At 70.7% G+C, this 16,420-nt stretch carries 15 protein-coding genes; 9 read left to right on the top strand and 6 right to left on the bottom strand.

Going from position 1 to position 16,420, the window contains the following annotated elements; translation table 11 throughout:
* The first annotated feature begins 74 nt into the window (after window positions 1-74).
* The 4 genes from IZR01_RS11765 to purL are packed head-to-tail and all read left to right on the top strand — an operon-like array spanning window position 75 to window position 4,593.
* Entirely contained in the window at window positions 75-1,187 is a 1,113-nt protein-coding gene (locus IZR01_RS11765) for a TDT family transporter (RefSeq protein WP_194923815.1), read from the top strand.
* A 42-nt stretch (window positions 1,188-1,229) separates the two neighbouring features.
* The gene (purS, locus tag IZR01_RS11760) at window positions 1,230-1,493 is read left to right on the top strand and encodes a phosphoribosylformylglycinamidine synthase subunit PurS (RefSeq protein ID WP_323746484.1); all 264 of its coding nucleotides are present in this window, start codon (window positions 1,230-1,232) and stop codon (window positions 1,491-1,493) included.
* Complete coding sequence (purQ, locus tag IZR01_RS11755; RefSeq protein ID WP_194923814.1) at window positions 1,493-2,197, top strand: phosphoribosylformylglycinamidine synthase subunit PurQ; 705 nt, start codon at window positions 1,493-1,495, stop codon at window positions 2,195-2,197. Before purS ends, purQ begins: the two co-directional genes overlap by 1 nt.
* Entirely contained in the window at window positions 2,194-4,593 is a 2,400-nt protein-coding gene (gene purL, locus IZR01_RS11750; protein WP_228559250.1) for a phosphoribosylformylglycinamidine synthase subunit PurL, read from the top strand. The genes purQ and purL overlap by 4 nt, the downstream gene beginning before the upstream one ends.
* 21 nt (window positions 4,594-4,614) lie before the next feature.
* Here the strand turns inward: purL and IZR01_RS11745 are convergent, their stop codons facing one another.
* From IZR01_RS11745 to IZR01_RS11735, 3 genes are read right to left on the bottom strand one after another with little or no spacing between them, the layout of a single operon-like run.
* Entirely contained in the window at window positions 4,615-5,415 is an 801-nt protein-coding gene (locus IZR01_RS11745; protein ID WP_194923813.1) for a HEAT repeat domain-containing protein, read from the bottom strand.
* Window positions 5,416-5,445: 30 nt separating this feature from the next.
* A complete protein-coding gene (locus tag IZR01_RS11740) occupies window positions 5,446-6,297 on the bottom strand; it encodes an NlpC/P60 family protein (protein ID WP_194896473.1) in 852 nt (283 codons plus the stop codon).
* Window positions 6,294-6,653 carry a hypothetical protein gene (locus IZR01_RS11735; protein ID WP_194923812.1) on the bottom strand — a complete coding sequence of 120 codons (360 nt, stop codon included), beginning with the start codon at window positions 6,651-6,653 and terminating at the stop codon, window positions 6,294-6,296. The genes IZR01_RS11740 and IZR01_RS11735 overlap by 4 nt, the downstream gene beginning before the upstream one ends.
* 187 nt (window positions 6,654-6,840) lie before the next feature.
* Here IZR01_RS11735 and IZR01_RS11730 point away from each other — a divergent pair, with 187 nt between their 5' ends.
* The 3 genes from IZR01_RS11730 (at window position 6,841) to purM (ending at window position 10,356) form a co-directional block, all read left to right on the top strand.
* Window positions 6,841-7,608, top strand: coding sequence for a maleylpyruvate isomerase family mycothiol-dependent enzyme (locus IZR01_RS11730; protein WP_194923811.1), 768 nt, complete (start codon window positions 6,841-6,843; stop codon window positions 7,606-7,608).
* Between the two features lie 88 nt (window positions 7,609-7,696).
* Window positions 7,697-9,214: an amidophosphoribosyltransferase gene (gene purF, locus IZR01_RS11725; RefSeq protein WP_194893608.1), complete on the top strand. Its 1,518-nt coding sequence runs from the start codon at window positions 7,697-7,699 to the stop codon at window positions 9,212-9,214.
* Window positions 9,215-9,267: 53 nt separating this feature from the next.
* Complete coding sequence (gene purM, locus IZR01_RS11720) at window positions 9,268-10,356, top strand: phosphoribosylformylglycinamidine cyclo-ligase (protein ID WP_194923810.1); 1,089 nt, start codon at window positions 9,268-9,270, stop codon at window positions 10,354-10,356.
* A gap of 427 nt (window positions 10,357-10,783) precedes the next feature.
* Here the strand turns inward: purM and IZR01_RS11715 are convergent, their stop codons facing one another.
* Together IZR01_RS11715 and IZR01_RS11710 are read right to left on the bottom strand one after the other, a co-directional pair.
* Window positions 10,784-11,059 (bottom strand): DUF3073 domain-containing protein, encoded by a 276-nt coding sequence (locus IZR01_RS11715; RefSeq protein WP_194893606.1) that lies wholly within the window; start codon window positions 11,057-11,059, stop codon window positions 10,784-10,786.
* A gap of 467 nt (window positions 11,060-11,526) precedes the next feature.
* Window positions 11,527-12,615 (bottom strand): Glu/Leu/Phe/Val family dehydrogenase, encoded by a 1,089-nt coding sequence (locus IZR01_RS11710; RefSeq protein ID WP_194893605.1) that lies wholly within the window; start codon window positions 12,613-12,615, stop codon window positions 11,527-11,529.
* Window positions 12,616-12,862: 247 nt separating this feature from the next.
* Between IZR01_RS11710 and IZR01_RS11705 the strand changes: the two genes are divergently transcribed.
* Window positions 12,863-13,792 carry a DUF8083 family protein gene (locus IZR01_RS11705; RefSeq protein WP_194893604.1) on the top strand — a complete coding sequence of 310 codons (930 nt, stop codon included), beginning with the start codon at window positions 12,863-12,865 and terminating at the stop codon, window positions 13,790-13,792.
* Window positions 13,793-14,195: 403 nt separating this feature from the next.
* Window positions 14,196-14,399: a developmental transcriptional regulator BldC gene (gene bldC, locus IZR01_RS11700; RefSeq protein ID WP_012784549.1), complete on the top strand. Its 204-nt coding sequence runs from the start codon at window positions 14,196-14,198 to the stop codon at window positions 14,397-14,399.
* A 395-nt stretch (window positions 14,400-14,794) separates the two neighbouring features.
* Here the strand turns inward: bldC and IZR01_RS11695 are convergent, their stop codons facing one another.
* Window positions 14,795-16,327, bottom strand: coding sequence for a cellulose binding domain-containing protein (locus tag IZR01_RS11695; protein WP_194923809.1), 1,533 nt, complete (start codon window positions 16,325-16,327; stop codon window positions 14,795-14,797).
* Between the last annotated feature and the right edge of the window lie 93 nt (window positions 16,328-16,420).

Below are 16,420 nucleotides of genomic sequence, written 5' to 3'. Positions count from 1 at the left end.
TCATAGAGGACCTCTATGACCTCATGCCTGATTGGGGTCTAGTTCAGCCCGGCCGTGCCAGGGAGGCTGGAGGCATGGACATCTTCCGCCATATCGGCCCCAACTGGTACGCCTCCGTCATGGGCACGGCGATCATCGCCAACGCCGGGGCCGGGCTGCCCGGTTTCGAACGGGGCGCGCCCCGCACGGCGGTCACCGTGGTCTGGGCCGTTGCCGTGCTCTGGCTCGGGGTGGTCCTCTTGGCGCGCGCCGCACACTGGCGCTGGCACGCCGACCAAGCCCGCCGCGACCTGCTCGACCCGGCGGTGGCTCCGTTCTACGGCTGCCTGTCGATGGCGCTGACCGCGGTCTCCGCCGGGACGATGATCGTCGGCCGGGCCTGGATCGGCACCGGGGCCGCGCTCGGGCTGGCCTGGGCGCTGTGGCTGGTCGGCACTGTGATCGGCCTGGCCACGACCATCGTGGTGCCCTATCTGATGATGACCCGGCACGAGATCGCCGAAGGCAGCGCCAGCCCGGCCTGGCTGCTGCCGATCGTCGCGCCGATGGTCTCGGCCGCCACCGGCCCGCAGCTGATCCCGCACGCCGCGGCCGGCCAGGCCCGCGAGACGATGCTGCTCGGCTGCTACGCGATGTTCGGCGTCAGCCTGCTGGCGACCATGATCATCCTGCCGGTGGTGTTCTCCAAGCTGGTGCACCACAAGGTCGGCGCGGCCGTCGCCGCCCCCGGTCTGTTCCTGGTCCTGGGTCCGCTCGGGCAGTCGGTGACGGCGGTGAACAACCTGGCGGACGTCGGACGGGGCGCCGTGAGCCCGCAACTGGCGGCGGCCCTGAAGCCGTTCGCCGTGCTGTACGGCGTGCCGGTGCTCGGCTTCGCGATGATCTGGCTGGCCCTGGCCTCGCTGATCGTGGCCGGGGTGGCCAGGCGGGGCCTGCCGTTCGCGCTGACCTGGTGGGCGCTCACCTTCCCGGTGGGGACCTGTGTGACCGGGGCCACCGGGCTGTGGCACCACACCGGGCTGGCCGCTTACGCGTGGCTGGCTTGCGGGCTCTACGCGCTGCTCGTCGGGTTCTGGGCCGTGACGGCGGTCCGCACGGTGCGCGGCACCCTCAGGGGTGAGCTCGGCATCAAGCGTCCGGAAGCACGCATCACCCCCGGTAGAATCGGGATCACCGCCATCCAATAGCGCCGGCGCGGACGTGCCGGCGCTGAAGCAATGGGAGTACCTGTGGCCCGCGTCCTCGTCGACGTCATGCTCAAGCCCGAGATCCTCGACCCCCAGGGCCAGGCGGTGCAGCGCGCACTTCCTCGAATGGGCTTCGACTCCGTCACCAACGTCCGCCAGGGCAAGCGCTTCGAGCTGGAGCTCGCGGACGCCGACCCGGCCACCCTGCGGGCCACCGCCGAGCAGATGGCCGAGAAGCTGCTCGCCAACACCGTGATCGAGGACTTCAAGGTCACGGTGCTCCCCGCCGACGCCGAGAGCGCCTGATGCCGGCCCGCATCGGCGTCGTCACCTTCCCCGGCACCCTGGACGACCAGCAGGCGCTGCGCGCCGCCGCGGCGGTCGGGGCCGGGCCGGTGGAGCTCTGGCACAAGGACAGGGACCTGCACCAGGTGGACGCGGTCGTGCTCCCGGGCGGGTTCTCCTACGGCGACTACCTGCGCGCCGGGGCCATCGCCCGGTTCTCCCCGGTGATGGACACGCTCATCGACGCGGCCCGCGGCGGCCTGCCGGTCCTGGGCATCTGCAACGGCTTCCAGGTGCTGTGCGAGGCGCATCTGCTGGAAGGCGCGATGATCCGCAACGGCGACCTGCACTTCATCAACCGCGACGTCACTGTGCGGATCGAGAACAACCGCACGGCGTGGACCTCGGATTACGAGGCCGGGGCCGAGGCCGTCATCCCGATCAAGAACGTGGACGGCCGCTTCGTCGCCGACGAGCGCACGCTCGACACGCTGGAGGCCGAGGGCCGGGTGCTGGCCCGCTACTTGGCGAACCCCAACGGCGCGGCGCGGGACATCGCCGGCATCACGAACGCCGCCGGGAACGTGGTCGGCCTGATGCCGCACCCCGAGTACGCCATCGACGAGCTGACCGGCCCCGCTGGGTTCATCGAGAATCGCAGGGTCCCCGGCACCGACGGTCTGCCGTTCTTCACCTCGATCCTCAAGAGCTTGGTTTCCGCATGAGTACCGGTCACGTCTCCGACCAGCCCTTCGACACCACCTCGGTGTTCGAGGACACCGCGGCCGCGTTCGACACCGTCGCCAAGGCCGCCACGACGCCGGAAGTGAAGCAGCCGTACCGCGAACTCGGCATGACCGAGGACGAGTACCTGCGGGTCCGCGAGATCCTGGGCCGCCGCCCCAGCTCCTCGGAGCTGGCCATGTACTCGGTCATGTGGTCCGAGCACTGCTCCTACAAGTCTTCCCGGGTGCACCTGAAGCAGTTCGGCGAGAAGGCCCCGAAGACCGCCGCGCTGCTGGTCGGTCCGGGCGAGAACGCCGGCGTCGTGGACGTCGGCGAGGGCCTGGCCGTCACCTTCAAGGTGGAGTCGCACAACCACCCCTCCTATGTCGAGCCGTATCAGGGCGCGGCGACCGGGGTCGGCGGCATCGTGCGCGACATCCTCACCATGGGCGCCCGTCCGATCGCCGTCATGGACCCGCTGCGGTTCGGTCCGGCCGACGCCCCCGACACCGCGCGGGTGCTGCCCGGCGTGGTGGCCGGGGTCGGCGGCTACGGCAACTGCCTGGGCGTGCCGAACATCGGCGGCGAGATCGTCTTCGACCCCTGCTACCTGGGCAACCCGCTGGTGAACGCGCTGTGCGTGGGGGTCATGCGGGCCGACGAGATCAAGCTGGCCAAGGCCCCGGGGCCCGGCAACCAGGTGATCCTGTTCGGCGCCCGGACCGGCGGCGACGGCATCGGCGGCGCCTCGGTGCTGGCCAGCGCCACCTTCGACGAGGACGGCCCGGCCAAGCGGCCCAGCGTCCAGGTCGGCGACCCGTTCATGGAGAAGGTGCTCATCGAGTGCTGCCTGGAGATCTTCGCGGCCGACCTGGTCGTGGGCATCCAGGACCTGGGCGCGGCCGGGCTCACCTGCTCCACCACCGAGCTGGCCGCGGCCGGCACCGGCGGTATGGACGTGCGGCTGGACGCCGCGCCGCTGCGCGACTCGACGCTGACCCCTGAGGAAGTCCTCATGTCGGAGTCGCAGGAGCGGATGATGGCCGTGGTCGAGCCGGCCAAGGTCGAGGCGTTCCTGGCGGTCTGCGAGAAGTGGGACGTCACCGCCACCGCGCTCGGCGAGGTCACCGACACCGGCCGGCTGCGTATGTGGTGGCACGGCGAGGTGATCGTGGACGTGCCGCCGCGCACCCTGGCGCACGAGGGCCCGGTGTACAACCGGCCGTTCGCCCGGCCGCAGTGGCAGGACGCGCTCCAGGCCGACGTGCCGACCGCGGCCCGGCTGCGGCGCCCGGAAGGCGCCGACGAGCTGCGCGAGACCCTGCTGAAGCTGGTCGGCTCGCCGAACCTGGCTGACAAGACCTGGGCCCTGGAGCAGTACGACCACCGGGTGCAGGGCAACACGGTCCTGGGCCACGGCGAGGACTCCGGCATGGTGCGGCTGGACGCGGCGCTGCCGGGCACCTCGCTCGGCGTGGCGCTGTCCACCGACGGCAACGGCCGGTTCGCCAAGCTCGACCCCTACGCCGGCGCGCAGCTGGCGCTGGCCGAGGCCTACCGCAACGTGGCCGCCACCGGCGCCCGGCCGCTGGCCGTCACCGACTGCCTGAACTTCGGCTCGCCGGAGGACCCGGACGTCATGTGGCAGTTCGCCGAGGCCTGCCGCGGCCTGGCCGACGCCTGCCTGGAGCTGGGGACTCCGGTCACCGGCGGCAACGTGTCGTTCTACAACCAGACCGGCGAGGTGAACATCCACCCGACCCCGGTGGTCGGCGTCCTCGGCGTGATCGACGATGTCGACCGCCGCACCCGCGGCGCTTTCGAGCGCGAGGGCGAGATCCTGCTCCTGCTCGGCGACACCCGCGACGAGTTCGGCGGCTCGGAATGGGCGCACGAGGTCCACGGCCACCTCGGGGGCCTGCCCCCGCGCCTGGACCTGCACCGCGAGAAGGTCCTCGGCGAGGTCCTGATCGCCGGCTCCCGCGACGGCATGCTCTCCGCCGCGCACGACCTGTCCGACGGCGGCCTGGCCCAGGCGGTCGTCGAGAGCTGCCTGCGTGGCGGCCACGGCGCCCGCCTGGTCCTGCCGGAGACGGACGCGGACGGGAACGCGCTGGACCCGTTCGTCGCGCTGTTCTCGGAGTCGGCGGGGCGCGCGGTGGTCGCGGTGCCGCGCAGCGAGGAACTGCGGTTCACGGACATGTGCGTGGCGCGCGGTTTGCCCGTGGCGCGGGTCGGCGTTGTGGACGGCACAGTGCTGTCGGGTGAAGCAGTGCTGTCGGGTGAAGCGGTGCTGGAGGTGCAGGGGCAGTTCACGGTGCCGCTGACAGAGCTGCGGGCGGCGCACGAGGGGCCGTTCCGGAAGCTGTTCGGGCACTCGGTGGTCGACGCCTGAGGGTGATACGAGCGCGAGGCTCTACGTCTGGGCGGCGTTGTCCTCGTCCGCCCCGGCGGCCTCGCGTACGTCTTTGACAGGGTCGCTGCGGAGCCTTTCCAAGAGCTCCGCGGCGACCTTCCTGTTGAAGCCGTAGAGGGCGTAGGCGAGTGCTTCGCGGACGGCCGGGTCCGGGTGGTCGGCGAGATGGGCGACCCGGAACACGTCGCTCTGCCGGCGGCCGTGAAGCTCGTCCAGGAGCTCGACGATCGCCGCGCCTTCTTGTGCGGTGCGCAGCTTCTCCATGACTTCCTGGCGAGGCCGGATGTGGCTCCGGTCGAAGTACTCGGACTTGTCGCGGATTCTGGAGATCCGATACTCGCCTCGGGCCATGCACGCCGGGCACGGGCAGGGGCGGCGGCCATGCGCGGTCGGCTCGTAGCGCCAGCCGACAGGGCGGTTGAGGGACCTTATGCGGCGGATCTCCTGCGCAGCGACCCCGCGCCGGAGGAAGACCTCGTAGCCGCGCATCTCCTCAGGCGAGAGGGATAGGAAGCGCGCTACAGCCTGTGCGGCGGTCACTTCTTGGGGGACGTTGCCGTAGTAGCCCACGGTCACCGCGGTGTCGTCGGGTATCCGGAAGTGGACGGCGACCAGGCGTGGCGACTTCCAGCGCTTGATCTCGCGGGACCACTGGTAGGTCAGCGTGTAGTCCCCTAGGAGGGGCGTGCAGTAGAGGCCGGGGCGCGGATCGTCACCGCGGGATCGGCTGACCGGAGAAAGCCCGGAGCGGCGGACGCGCGCGGCGTTCTTCTCCGGGGTCAGATGTACGAACCAGGCCATAGTGCGTCCACGGTAGGCGCACGGTGCTGATCAGTCACCCGCATTGTTGTTGCGGTAGGGCTCGTACACGCCGAACCCGCTGTAGTACGGGTACGGGATCACGTGGTGCAGTGTCCCCTGCGGGCACAGCTCGTAGCCGACGTAGGAGTTGTGCGCGTAGTCGGCCCAGCGGTCGAAGATGATGACGTGGCCGGTGGCGACGTCGGTGTTCAGCAGGACGTCGCCGGGGCGCAGGTCTTCTTTGGCGATGCGGTGCGCTACATGGGGCATGGCCGAGGTGACCAGGGAGTCGCGCAGGCCCCAGCACATGGAGACGTAGCCCGCGCAGTCGGTGCGGTAGCCCTCGTGCCAGACGTGCTGGTTGTAGGGGACGTGCTGGGCGACCCAGTGTTCGGCGCGGGCGACGATCTGGCGGCGCAGGCGGCTCAGGGTGCCGAGGGCGGTTTCGGAGAGGTCTTGGGGTTGGGCGGTCGCCGGGTGCCAGAGGCCTGAGCCGTCGGGCGGCCCGGGTGTGGCCTCCCCCTGGTATTCGGCCGGCGAGGGAACGCCGAACACGGGTGGTGAGGCGGCGGGCTGCGTGGGGGGTACGGCCGCGTGGACCGTAGCGTCAGCCTGCTCGTACGTCGCCTGCGTCCGCCGGATGCGCGCGGCGTCGTCGACCAGTTCACGCAGCAGCCGGTCGGTCGCCGACTCCAGCGCCGCCAGGCCCGAGGACTCGGCGGCCAGCTGCGGATCCGCGGTGGCGGCCTCGACGACGTGTCGCAACGTCGTGCTGACCTCGGCCAGTTCGCGGGCGAAGCCGTCCCACGCCGAAGCCAACCACTCGAATTCCGGTCCGAGCGCGTAGAAGCTGGCGCCCGCCGACTCCTTCTCGATACTCACCGCGCTAACCCCGGCGCGACCGGCTCGCCGACGTCGCTCTGGCCGCTGTGCGCGGGCCACGCGTCCGGCCCCGCTTGTGCCGCGCCAGCAGCCCCAACCGCCCCAACCGCCGCCATAGCCGCCGCATGCACCCGCTCGGCCGAAGCCCGCAGCGCCACCGCCAGTTGCAGGCACTCCCGCGAGCGCTCCGCGGCTCGCGCCCGGAATCGCTCCGCGGCCCGGCCGGACCAGGTCACCTGGGAGGTGGCCCGGACGATCGCGGCGGACAACTGGTCCATCCGGCGTGCCTGGGCGTCGATCGCGCCGGCCAGGGCCGGGCGTTCGGGGGTCGGGGCGGGAGTCTGGGCGGTGATCACGGTGACAGCACGGTAGTCGCGAATCAGGCAGATCACCGCAACTCGCGACACTGTTCACCGGAACGGATGAGTTTGTCGGGAGAGGCTGCGCGGCACTGATACGTGGACGTCAGAACATGTCCTCCGCGTGCCAAAGCACCCGGATTGGCCCTCCCGGCCGTCTCAGTGCTCCGCTATATTCCGCGACATGCCGAAGACCCGCCGTCCCGCCCCCGCCAAGGTCCGCCAAGCGGTCGCGAACCAGTGGCAGGCCCATGTCGGATACGCCGCGCGCCTGACGCCGGAGCAGCTGGCCGAGCCGTCGAAGCTGACCGGCTGGGACGTGAAGACGCTGGTCGGCCACGTGGCCTTCACCGTGCACACGGTCCTGGCCCGGGCGGCCGAGCCGGTGTCCGGGGCGCAGGCCGAGGTCTACGACTGGATGACCTCGACGCCGACCGCCGGCGCCGCGGTCGACGCCGGCACCCGGGAGCTGGTGGACGGCGGCGTGGTGCTGGCCCAGGAGGTGGCCGAGGCCGAGAAGCTCATGGCGCGCTACGGCGACGAGGACCTGATCGCCATGCGGTTCGGCCCGATGCGGTTCGACGACTTCCTGGTCTCGCGGATCGTGGAGGCCACGGTGCACGCCGACGACCTGGAGCGGTCCACCGGGATCGAGTTCCCGCACGACCGGGAGGCGCTGGCGATCACCGTCCGCCAGTTGGCCGACGCGATGGCGGCCAAGGTCCCGGGCAATTCCGTGGAGCTGCGGGTGCCGCCGTTCGCCGCGGTGCAGTGTGTGGCGGGTCCGCGCCACACCCGCGGCACCCCGCCGAACGTGGTCGAGATGGCGCCGCGGACCTGGATCCGGCTCGCCGCCGGCCGGATGACCTGGGCTGAAGCGATGGATGAGGCCCTGGTGGCGGCCAGCGGGCAGCGGGCGGACCTGAAGGAGTTCCTGCCCCTGATGGGATGAGGCCATAGCCGCGCCGATGGTCCTATTTGCAGATAGGCAGGTATATCGGTCGGGAGGATCATCACAGTCCGTGGCTTAGACTCGATGTGTGATCCACCCTTCCGGCTTCCGCCCCGGCGATGGCAGACTCACCCACGAACTAGATCCCCAGGACACCGGCCCGCAGGATGCCTGCGGAGTCTTCGGTGTCTGGGCCCCCGGCGAAGAGGTCGCCAAGCTCGCGTACTTCGGCCTGTACGCGCTCCAGCACCGCGGCCAGGAATCCGCCGGGATCGCCGTCTCGAACGGCAACCAGATCCTGGTCTACAAGGACATGGGCCTGGTCTCCCAGGTCTTCGACGAGGCCACCTTGCAGTCCCTGCAGGGCTACCTGGCCATCGGCCACAACCGCTACTCCACCACCGGCTCCTCGGTGTGGGAGAACGCACAGCCGACCTTCCGCGCCACCGCGCACGGCGCCGTGGCCCTGGGCCACAACGGCAACCTGACCAACACCGGCGAGCTGGCGCGGCTGGCCGCCGAGCGGCGGGCCGTGACCGGGGTCACCGACAAGCACGCCATGACCTCGGACACCGGCCTGATGACCGAGCTGCTGTCGTCCTACCCGGACCGGTCCCTGGAGGACGCGGCCGTGGAGGTGCTGCCGCTGCTGCGCGGCGCCTTCTCCCTGGTCTTCATGGACGAGACCACGCTCTACGCGGCGCGCGACCCGCAGGGCGTGCGGCCGCTGATGCTGGGCCGGCTGGACCGCGGCTGGGTCGTGGCCTCCGAGCAGGCCGCGCTGGACACCGTCGGTGCCAGCTTCATCCGCGAGATCGAGCCCGGCGAGCTGATCGCCGTCGACGAGAACGGCCTGCGCTCGCGGCACTTCGCCGAGCCGCGGCCCAAGGGCTGCGTCTTCGAGTACGTCTACCTGGCCCGCCCGGACGCCACCCTGGCCGGCCGGAACGTGCACGCCGCGCGCGTGGAGATGGGCCGCATCCTGGCCCGCGAGGCGCCGGTCGAGGCCGACCTGGTGATCGCCACGCCGGAGTCCGGGACGCCGGCCGCCATCGGCTACGCCGAGGAGTCGGGCATCCCGTACGGCTCGGGCTTCGTGAAGAACGCCTATGTCGGCCGCACCTTCATCCAGCCCAGCCAGACCCTGCGCCAGCTGGGCGTGCGGCTGAAGCTGAACCCGCTGCGCGAGGTGATCGAGGGCAAGCGGCTGGTCGTGGTGGACGACTCGATCGTGCGCGGCAACACCCAGCGGGCGGTGCTGAAGATGCTGCGCGAGGCCGGGGCCGTCGAGGTGCACCTGCGGATCTCCTCCCCGCCGGTGAAGTGGCCGTGCTTCTACGGCATCGACTTCGCCACCCGCGCCGAGCTGATCGCCAACGGTCTGAGCACCGAGGAGATCGCCAAGTCGATAGGCGCCGACTCGCTGGCGTACATCACCCTGGACGGTATGACCGCGGCCACGCACCAGAGCGCCGAGCGGCTGTGCCGCGCGTGCTTCGACGGTGTCTACCCGATCGCGCTGCCGGAGGAGGAGCTGCTGGGCAAGCACCTCCTGGAGATCGCGGTCGACCCGCTGGCCCACACCGACGCCCTGTCGCGCCCGTGACCGAGCGCGGCCGACGCTGACCGCCGCTCAAGGCATACACCGAAGGAACCCCCATGTCAGGAGCCACTTACGCCGCCGCCGGCGTCGACATCGAGGCCGGCGACCGCGCGGTCGAGCTGATGAAGGAGTGGGTCGCCAAGACCCGGCGGCCGGAGGTGCTGGGCGGCATCGGCGGCTTCGCGGGCCTGTTCGACGCCTCCGCGCTGAAGGCGTACGACCGGCCGCTGCTGGCCACCTCCACCGACGGCGTCGGCACCAAGGTGGCGATCGCGCAGCGCCTGGACCGGCACGACACCATCGGCCGGGACCTGGTCGGCATGGTCGTGGACGACCTGGTGGTGTGCGGGGCCGAGCCGCTGTTCATGACCGACTACATCGCCACCGGCAAGGTGGTGCCCGAGGTCGTCGCCGGGATCGTCAAGGGCATCGCCGAGGGCTGTGTGCTGGCCGGCTGTGCGCTGGTCGGCGGCGAGACCGCGGAGCACCCGGGCCTGCTCAAGCCGGGTGAGTACGACGTGGCCGGAGCCGGGACCGGCGTGGTCGAGGCCGACAAGGTGCTCGGCCCGGAGCGGGTCCGCGAGGGCGACGTGCTGGTCGCGATGGCCTCCTCCGGCGCGCACTCCAACGGGTACTCGCTGCTGCGGCACGTGTTCTTCGACGTCGCCGGCTGGCAGCTGGACCGCGAGGTGCCGGAGTTCGGCCGCACCCTCGGCGAGGAGCTGCTGGAGCCGACCCGGATCTACTCGCTGGACTGCCTGGCGCTGATCGCGCACGTCCAGGTGCACGCGTTCTCGCACATCACCGGCGGCGGCGTGGCGGCCAACATCGCGCGGATCATCCCGGCGGGGCTGGAAGCGCGGCTGGACCGCGCGACCTGGACGCCGCCGGCGGTGTTCACCACGGTCGGCGCGCTCGGCGGGGTCGCGACGCTGGAGCTGGAGAAGACGCTGAACATGGGTGTCGGCATGGTCGCGGTGCTTCCGGCGGCATCGGTGGACCCGGCACTGGCGCTGCTGGCCGAGCGCGGGCTGCCGGGCTGGGTGTGCGGCGAGGTCGTCGCGGCGGCGGACGGCACGGCGACCGTCGGCGGTGCGAAGGGCGGCGACGGCGCGGCGTCCCTGCACGGCGACTACGCGCAGTAGTAAGAGCGACCGAGGATTGGTGGCCGGGCGGAAAATCGGCGGAGCTCCGAGGCTGGCCGCACCGGTGCCTTGCGGCGCTGCGCTTGCAAGCCGACCGCCCACGACGCTCGTGCCAATTTGCGCGCAGGCGCGGGCCGGGTCGAGGGCGTCCGTCCGGCACGCCCAGCCTCGTTCCCGCCGAGTTTTCCGTGCGCTGCGGCGGCTGCGCCGCCTCGCCAGACCGGCCACCAATCCTCGGTCGCTCTAAGTAGTACCTGCTGCTTTTCGGGAAAGCCAAGAAGGCGCCTCGGCGGTGACCCCGCTGGGGCGCATCATCTGTCCCACCAACCACACGCACATCACGCGTGGGCATCTCTTTAAGGCGTGACGAAGGCCCGTCCCAGTGGGACGGGCCTACTCAACCGGTGCTCGGCGGCCCGGTCCAGCCTCAACTGCGGTGGTGACTGCGGTGGGAACCGCCGTCGTCCGCGCTGTCGTAGTCGTCATCGACGCCGTCATCGTCGGCGTACTTCGCGTACAACTCGTCGTCGTCCGCGTCGTCGTCGTCTTCTTGCTGCGACGGTGCCTCGGCGGTGTGCCCGTTGGACGTGTGCCCGTCCCGTTGCAGCTCACGCTGGAGCTGCGTCAGGTCGGTCCCCACGTCGCGATACTTCAGGTCTCGGGCGACCCGCGTCTGCTTGGCCTTGGCCCGGCCGCGCCCCATTGGCTCGACCCCCTCAACGATCGGGGCTGGTCTGCCCCTGCTCCGGTCATACGGTCAGTCGTGAGAACTCACGGTACCTGTTTCCCCAACCGATCGGTACGAGCCATACGGCTGATCGGCACGAACAGGCATAGCCGACCGCGTTACTCGGGTGTCACAGGCACGACCCCACGATAGCGCTTATACCCGCATCGATGCCACGCGCCACCGGGGGTATCTGACGAGGCGTCCTATCGGGAGGCTAAGGGTGACCGAGGAATGGTGGTCGGTCTGGCGAGGCGGCAGCGCCGCCGCGGCGCACGGAAAACTCGTCGGGAACGAGGCTGGGCGTGCCGGACAAGGACCCTCAGCCCGGTGTTGGCTGTGGGTCCTTGGCTTGCCGTAAGCGCAGCGCATGGCAAGGGACCGGTGCGGCCAGGCTCGGAGCTCCGGCGATTTTCCGCCCGTCCACCATTCCTCGGTCACCCTTACGGAAGGTATACGCCCCGCAAGCGACCCACGTCCCGCATGCGCCGCTCGGCGAGCCGGTCTGCGGCCACCGAGGGGGGCACACCCTCCTCCGATGCCAGGGAGTAGATCCGCATCGTGGTGTCGAAAATCCCCGACGCCCGGCGCTTGGCCCGCTCGAAATCGAACCCCTGGATCTCGTCTGCGACTTGGATCACACCGCCGGAGTTCACCAGGTAGTCGGGCGCGTACAGGATGCCGCGGGCCTCCAGCTGCTTCTCCACGCCGGGGTGCGCGAGCTGGTTGTTCGCCGCACCGCAGACGATCTTCGCGGTGAGCGCGGCGACCGTGGCGTCGTCCAGGGCGCCGCCGAGCGCGCACGGGGCGTAGACGTCTATGTCTGCCCCGATCAGCTCTTCGGCGCTGGAGACGATCTCCACCTGCGCGAAGTTGTCGCGCAGCCACTGCACGGCACCTTCGTACGGGTCGGTGGCGACGACCGACGCGCCGTCCTCGATCAGGTGCCCGACCAGGTAACGGCCGACCTTGCCGACGCCGGAGACGCCGACCCGCTTGCCGGCCAGCGACGGGGCGCCCCACAGGTACTCGGCGGAGGCCCGCATGCCCTGGAAGACGCCGTAGGCGGTGAGCACGGAGGAGTCGCCGGCGCCGCCGGACTCCACCGAGCGGCCGGTGACGTACTTCGACTCCCGGGAGACGACGTCCATGTCCTGCACGTAGGTGCCGACGTCGCAGGCGGTGTAGTAGCGCCCGTTGAGGGACTGCACGAAGCGGCCGTAGGCGCGCAGCAGCGCCTCGGACTTGATCTCGTTCGGGTCGCCGATGATGACGGCCTTGCCGCCGCCGAGGTCCAGACCGGCGAGGGCGTTCTTGTAGGACATGCCGCGCGAAAGACGCAGGACGTCCTTCAGCGCGTCCTGCTCGCTCGCGTAGGGGAAGAAGCGGGTACCGCCGAGGCCGGGGCCGAGCAGGGTGTTGTGGACCGCGATGATGGCCTTCAGGCCGGTCTCTTCGTCGCGGCAGTACACGACCTGCTCGTGGTCGTTGGCGAATACCTCGCTGACGTCGTTGTCAGTCTTGTCGGACACTGCGTCGCTCCTGGTGATGACTGGTGGTCGGGGAGGCTTGCTGTGGTACTCGGCCTCCGGCCTCCGCAGGGCCGCGTGGGGATCGCCCGGTTTCGATCCTGGGATCGGAGGCAGCATGGAGGAAGCCTATTCGGGCCGGGGCGCGCAGGGGTGCGTGGGGCTGAGATGGCTCGGGACGCGTCGGGATCGGTTGACCGACCGGCACATGCGTGACGCGCGGCGGCGCCATAGGTGAGAGCATCACTACGTGCGCGCATCCCCCGGCGGCGCGATTCCGGCGCCCTACATGGCCTACTTGCGGGTCTATGAGCCGCTGGCCGCATTCCCCGCCGGAGAGCGCGGGGAGTGGGAGGACTGGCTGCGGCGGAACCCCGAGCCGAAGACCCTCGCCGAGGAGCAGAGCGCCGCCCTGCGCGGGCTGATCGCGGTCCCGCCGATCGCCGTCCCGGAGAACGAGGCGCGGGTCGCCTATGTGCTGGACGACGGTGCCGCCCCGCTCTTGTGCCCTTGGCAGTCGCGTCTACGGTCCTGGCTGGCGCTCACCGAACTCCGCGCGGTCCACGGCGACGGCGGCGTGCGGCTGTTCTGGCCGCAGGCGGTGCTCGACCGGGCCGACAGTGAGTACGAACGGTGGTGGGCCGACGACCCGGAGGCACTGCCGCACATCCTGACGGCGTCCTGGCAGGTCCCGATCCGCTGGCTGGTCCTGTTCGGTCTGGAGGACGCGGTACGCGGCGGCGAGGACGGCGGCGGGGGCGCCGGTGACGGCGACGACGGACGCGAGGGCGCCGAGAAGGTCGCGGTCCCGACGCTCCACTTCCGCACCGCGATGAGCCAGGCGCGCAAGCGGTGTGCCAGGGCGTTGAGAGTCCTGAAGCGCTCGCTCGGGGCGGGTCCGCTCGTGGAGGCTGTGGAGACGCTGGGGATGTGGCTGGAGGAGTTCCATCCGTTGTCTGTCGTAGAGCTCGATTACGGCGGCCTGATGGGGTTACTGGTAGCGCAGGGCGCGCTGGGCGCCGAGGAGCGGGTGGACGGAGTGGTCCTGGATTGTTCGGTCCGGTACGTAGCAGATGGTCTCGGCGCTCTGGCTCAGGGTGACGACACCGGTGTGACCGCTGCGTATCTGCGCTATCGCGCTAAGTGGGACGCGGTAAGGGTTCTAGCGCGCGCGAACTAGTGCTCAGCACCCGCGGCGATCAGAGGCCTTCCGCAGCGGGCGTAGTCCGTGTCAAGATCGCCCTCGGGCCGGTCGCGACCGGGACCCCGGGGTCGAATCCGGGCATGGCGGGTGAAGCAACCAGCTGATGCCGTCCTCGATCGACACAGCGTTACAGGGGTGAAGCTGTCCGTATATCGGCCCCTACGTCCGCGGTCGGCCGGTGCGGGTTTTGTGTATCGATTTCATAGATATCGCCCACGGCCCCGGTTGGATGGTGTACTTGTACTGTGAACGACAAGCCGTTCGTCCTATAACCGACACGGCCGCACGGTCTTCCCGGGACCGGGCAAGCGAGGCTATCGGGGAGGGTCCACGAGAAATCGGGCGCGCTGGGTGCCCGTTTCCGTCAGGAGGAGTCCATATGACCGCACGTACGCCGGACGCTGAGCCTCTGCTCACGCCCGCTGAGGTCGCCACGATGTTCCGCGTCGACCCCAAGACGGTCACGCGCTGGGCAAAGGCCGGCAAGCTGACCTCTATCCGCACCCTGGGGGGCCACCGCCGCTACCGCGAGCAGGAGGTGCGCGCGCTGCTGAACGGTATTCCGCCGCAGCGTGAGGGCTGACCCGCCCAGGGAATCTCGTCGCAGTACCCAACGGGGGACGTACCGGCGGCGCTCCAGGGGGCGGGCCCCTTGGAGCGCACCGCTACCACTTCCCCGACCTTGCCACCACCACGGGTCATGACCCACAGCGGCGCCCCCGCCCCGAACTCCCGTTGGCGCCCACGTGGGGAAAAAACGTAACGCCCGCCACCTAGGGGTGTCCCAGGAGGCGGGCGTTGTCGTGTGCGCGACAGCATGTTGGTGTGCGACACGACACCGACAGTCGAACGTCCACATAGCCGAACGCTCTGCACAGCCGAGCGTCCGCAGAGCCGAACGTGCCACCAGCGAACAGGTGCCGATCCCGTCCTGTGGACGGAACCGGCACCTGTGATCCGAGGCACCCGGGGTGGGGGTCAGCCGGAGAAGGCCTCGAAGGTGTGCGAGAAGTCGTACGCGCCCTGCTGGATCGAGGAGCAGGTGGGCGAGGCCCACGACGACGGCTGCGCACACGCCTGGTCCCGCGTCAGCGACCACATGGCCAGCCGGCCGATGTGGTGCTGCGCGGCGAACTGTTCGACCACCTTGGCGTCGGCGACCTGGAACACCTCGTCGTTGGTGTCGTTGACGCCGATCATCGGGGTGATGCCGACCATCGCCCACAGCTGGGCGTCAGCGGCGTCCGGGTAGACGGTCTTGAGCTGGTCGTGCAGGGACTGCGCGGCCTGGTCGGCGTACTGGCCCATCTTGCCGGCCGGGGACGGGGCGGCCCAGTCGCCGTAGTCCATCGCCATGACGTTGACGACCGAGACCTTCAGGCCGTTCTTGGCCGCCGCGCTGACCACGTTCAGGCCGTCGGCGGTCAGGCCGGAGGGCAGGACCGGCAGAGTCAGCGAGACGTTCAGGGTCTTGCCGGCCGCGGCGTAGTCCGACTGCAACTGCGCCAGCGCCTGGGCCCGGCGGGTGATCGAGGCCTGATCGGTGCCGGCCGCGCCCTCGATGTCGAAGTCGACGTGGGTCAGGTTGTAGGTGTCGATCACCGACTTGTACGCGGCTTTCAGGCTCGGCACGTCGGTGCAGGCCTGGGCCAGCTCGGTGCCGTTGGCGCCGCCGAAGGAGGCGATCACGTCGCCGCCCTTGGCCCGTAGGTCGGCGATGCCGGCCTTGAGGTTGGTCTGGAAGGTCGGGTCCGCGGTGCCGTTCCAGGCCGGGGTGCAGCCGCTGCCGGAGGCCAGGACGAACGCCCCGGTGACGTACTTCGTGCCGGCCGCCGCCGCGATCGCGCCGAGGTCCTGGCGCTGGGCGGTGTCGACGTAGGGCGCGAAGGAGTAGGAGCCGCCGGCCGCCGGCGGGGCCGGGACCGAGGACGGGGCCGAGGTCGGCGCGCTGCTCGGCGCCGACGAGGGCGCGGAGCTGGGCTTGCCCGACGGCGTGCCGGTCGGGGCGGCGCTGGAGCTCGGCGCCGAACTCGGGGCGCTCGAACCGCCGCCCGGCGCGGAGGTCGGGCCGCCGCCGGGCGCCCCGCCGGTGCAGGCCGCACCGTTGATCAGGCAGTTCAGCGGGGTGGCGGACCCGGCGGTGGCGTCCACCACGAACCCGAACGTGGCGCTGGTCCCGGTCGCGATGTCGGCGCCCCACGTGGGGCTGGTCACCGTGATGTGCTGCCCGGCGGCGGTCATCGTGCCGTCCCACAGGGAGCTGATTCGCTCCCCGGCCGGCAGGTCGAAGGAGACGGTCCAGTCATGCACCGGTTGCCCGGTGCCGTTGGCGATCGTGTACTGCCCCTGGAAACCGGTGCCCCAGTCCGAGGTCTTGGCGAAGGCGGCGGTGACGGTTCCGCTGCTGCTGCCGGTGGCGCCGGCCGAGAAGGCGGCGACGGCCCCGGCGCCGACGACGGCGGCGGTGGCGAGCGATATCCCGATGACGCGGGTGCGCTTGGACAGTCCCATGATCGTGCGGTGTCTCCTTGCGTTCGGCGGATGTTCGGTGGCACAGCGAGCCAACCGCAAGGGCGAACAGGTGCGGAAGGTGGTTAAAACGAT

It is taken from the genome of Catenulispora pinisilvae, assembly GCF_015356865.1.
Taxonomy (GTDB): Bacteria; Actinomycetota; Actinomycetes; order Streptomycetales; family Catenulisporaceae; genus Catenulispora; species Catenulispora pinisilvae.
This window is presented reverse-complemented; position numbering and strand designations above follow the sequence as displayed.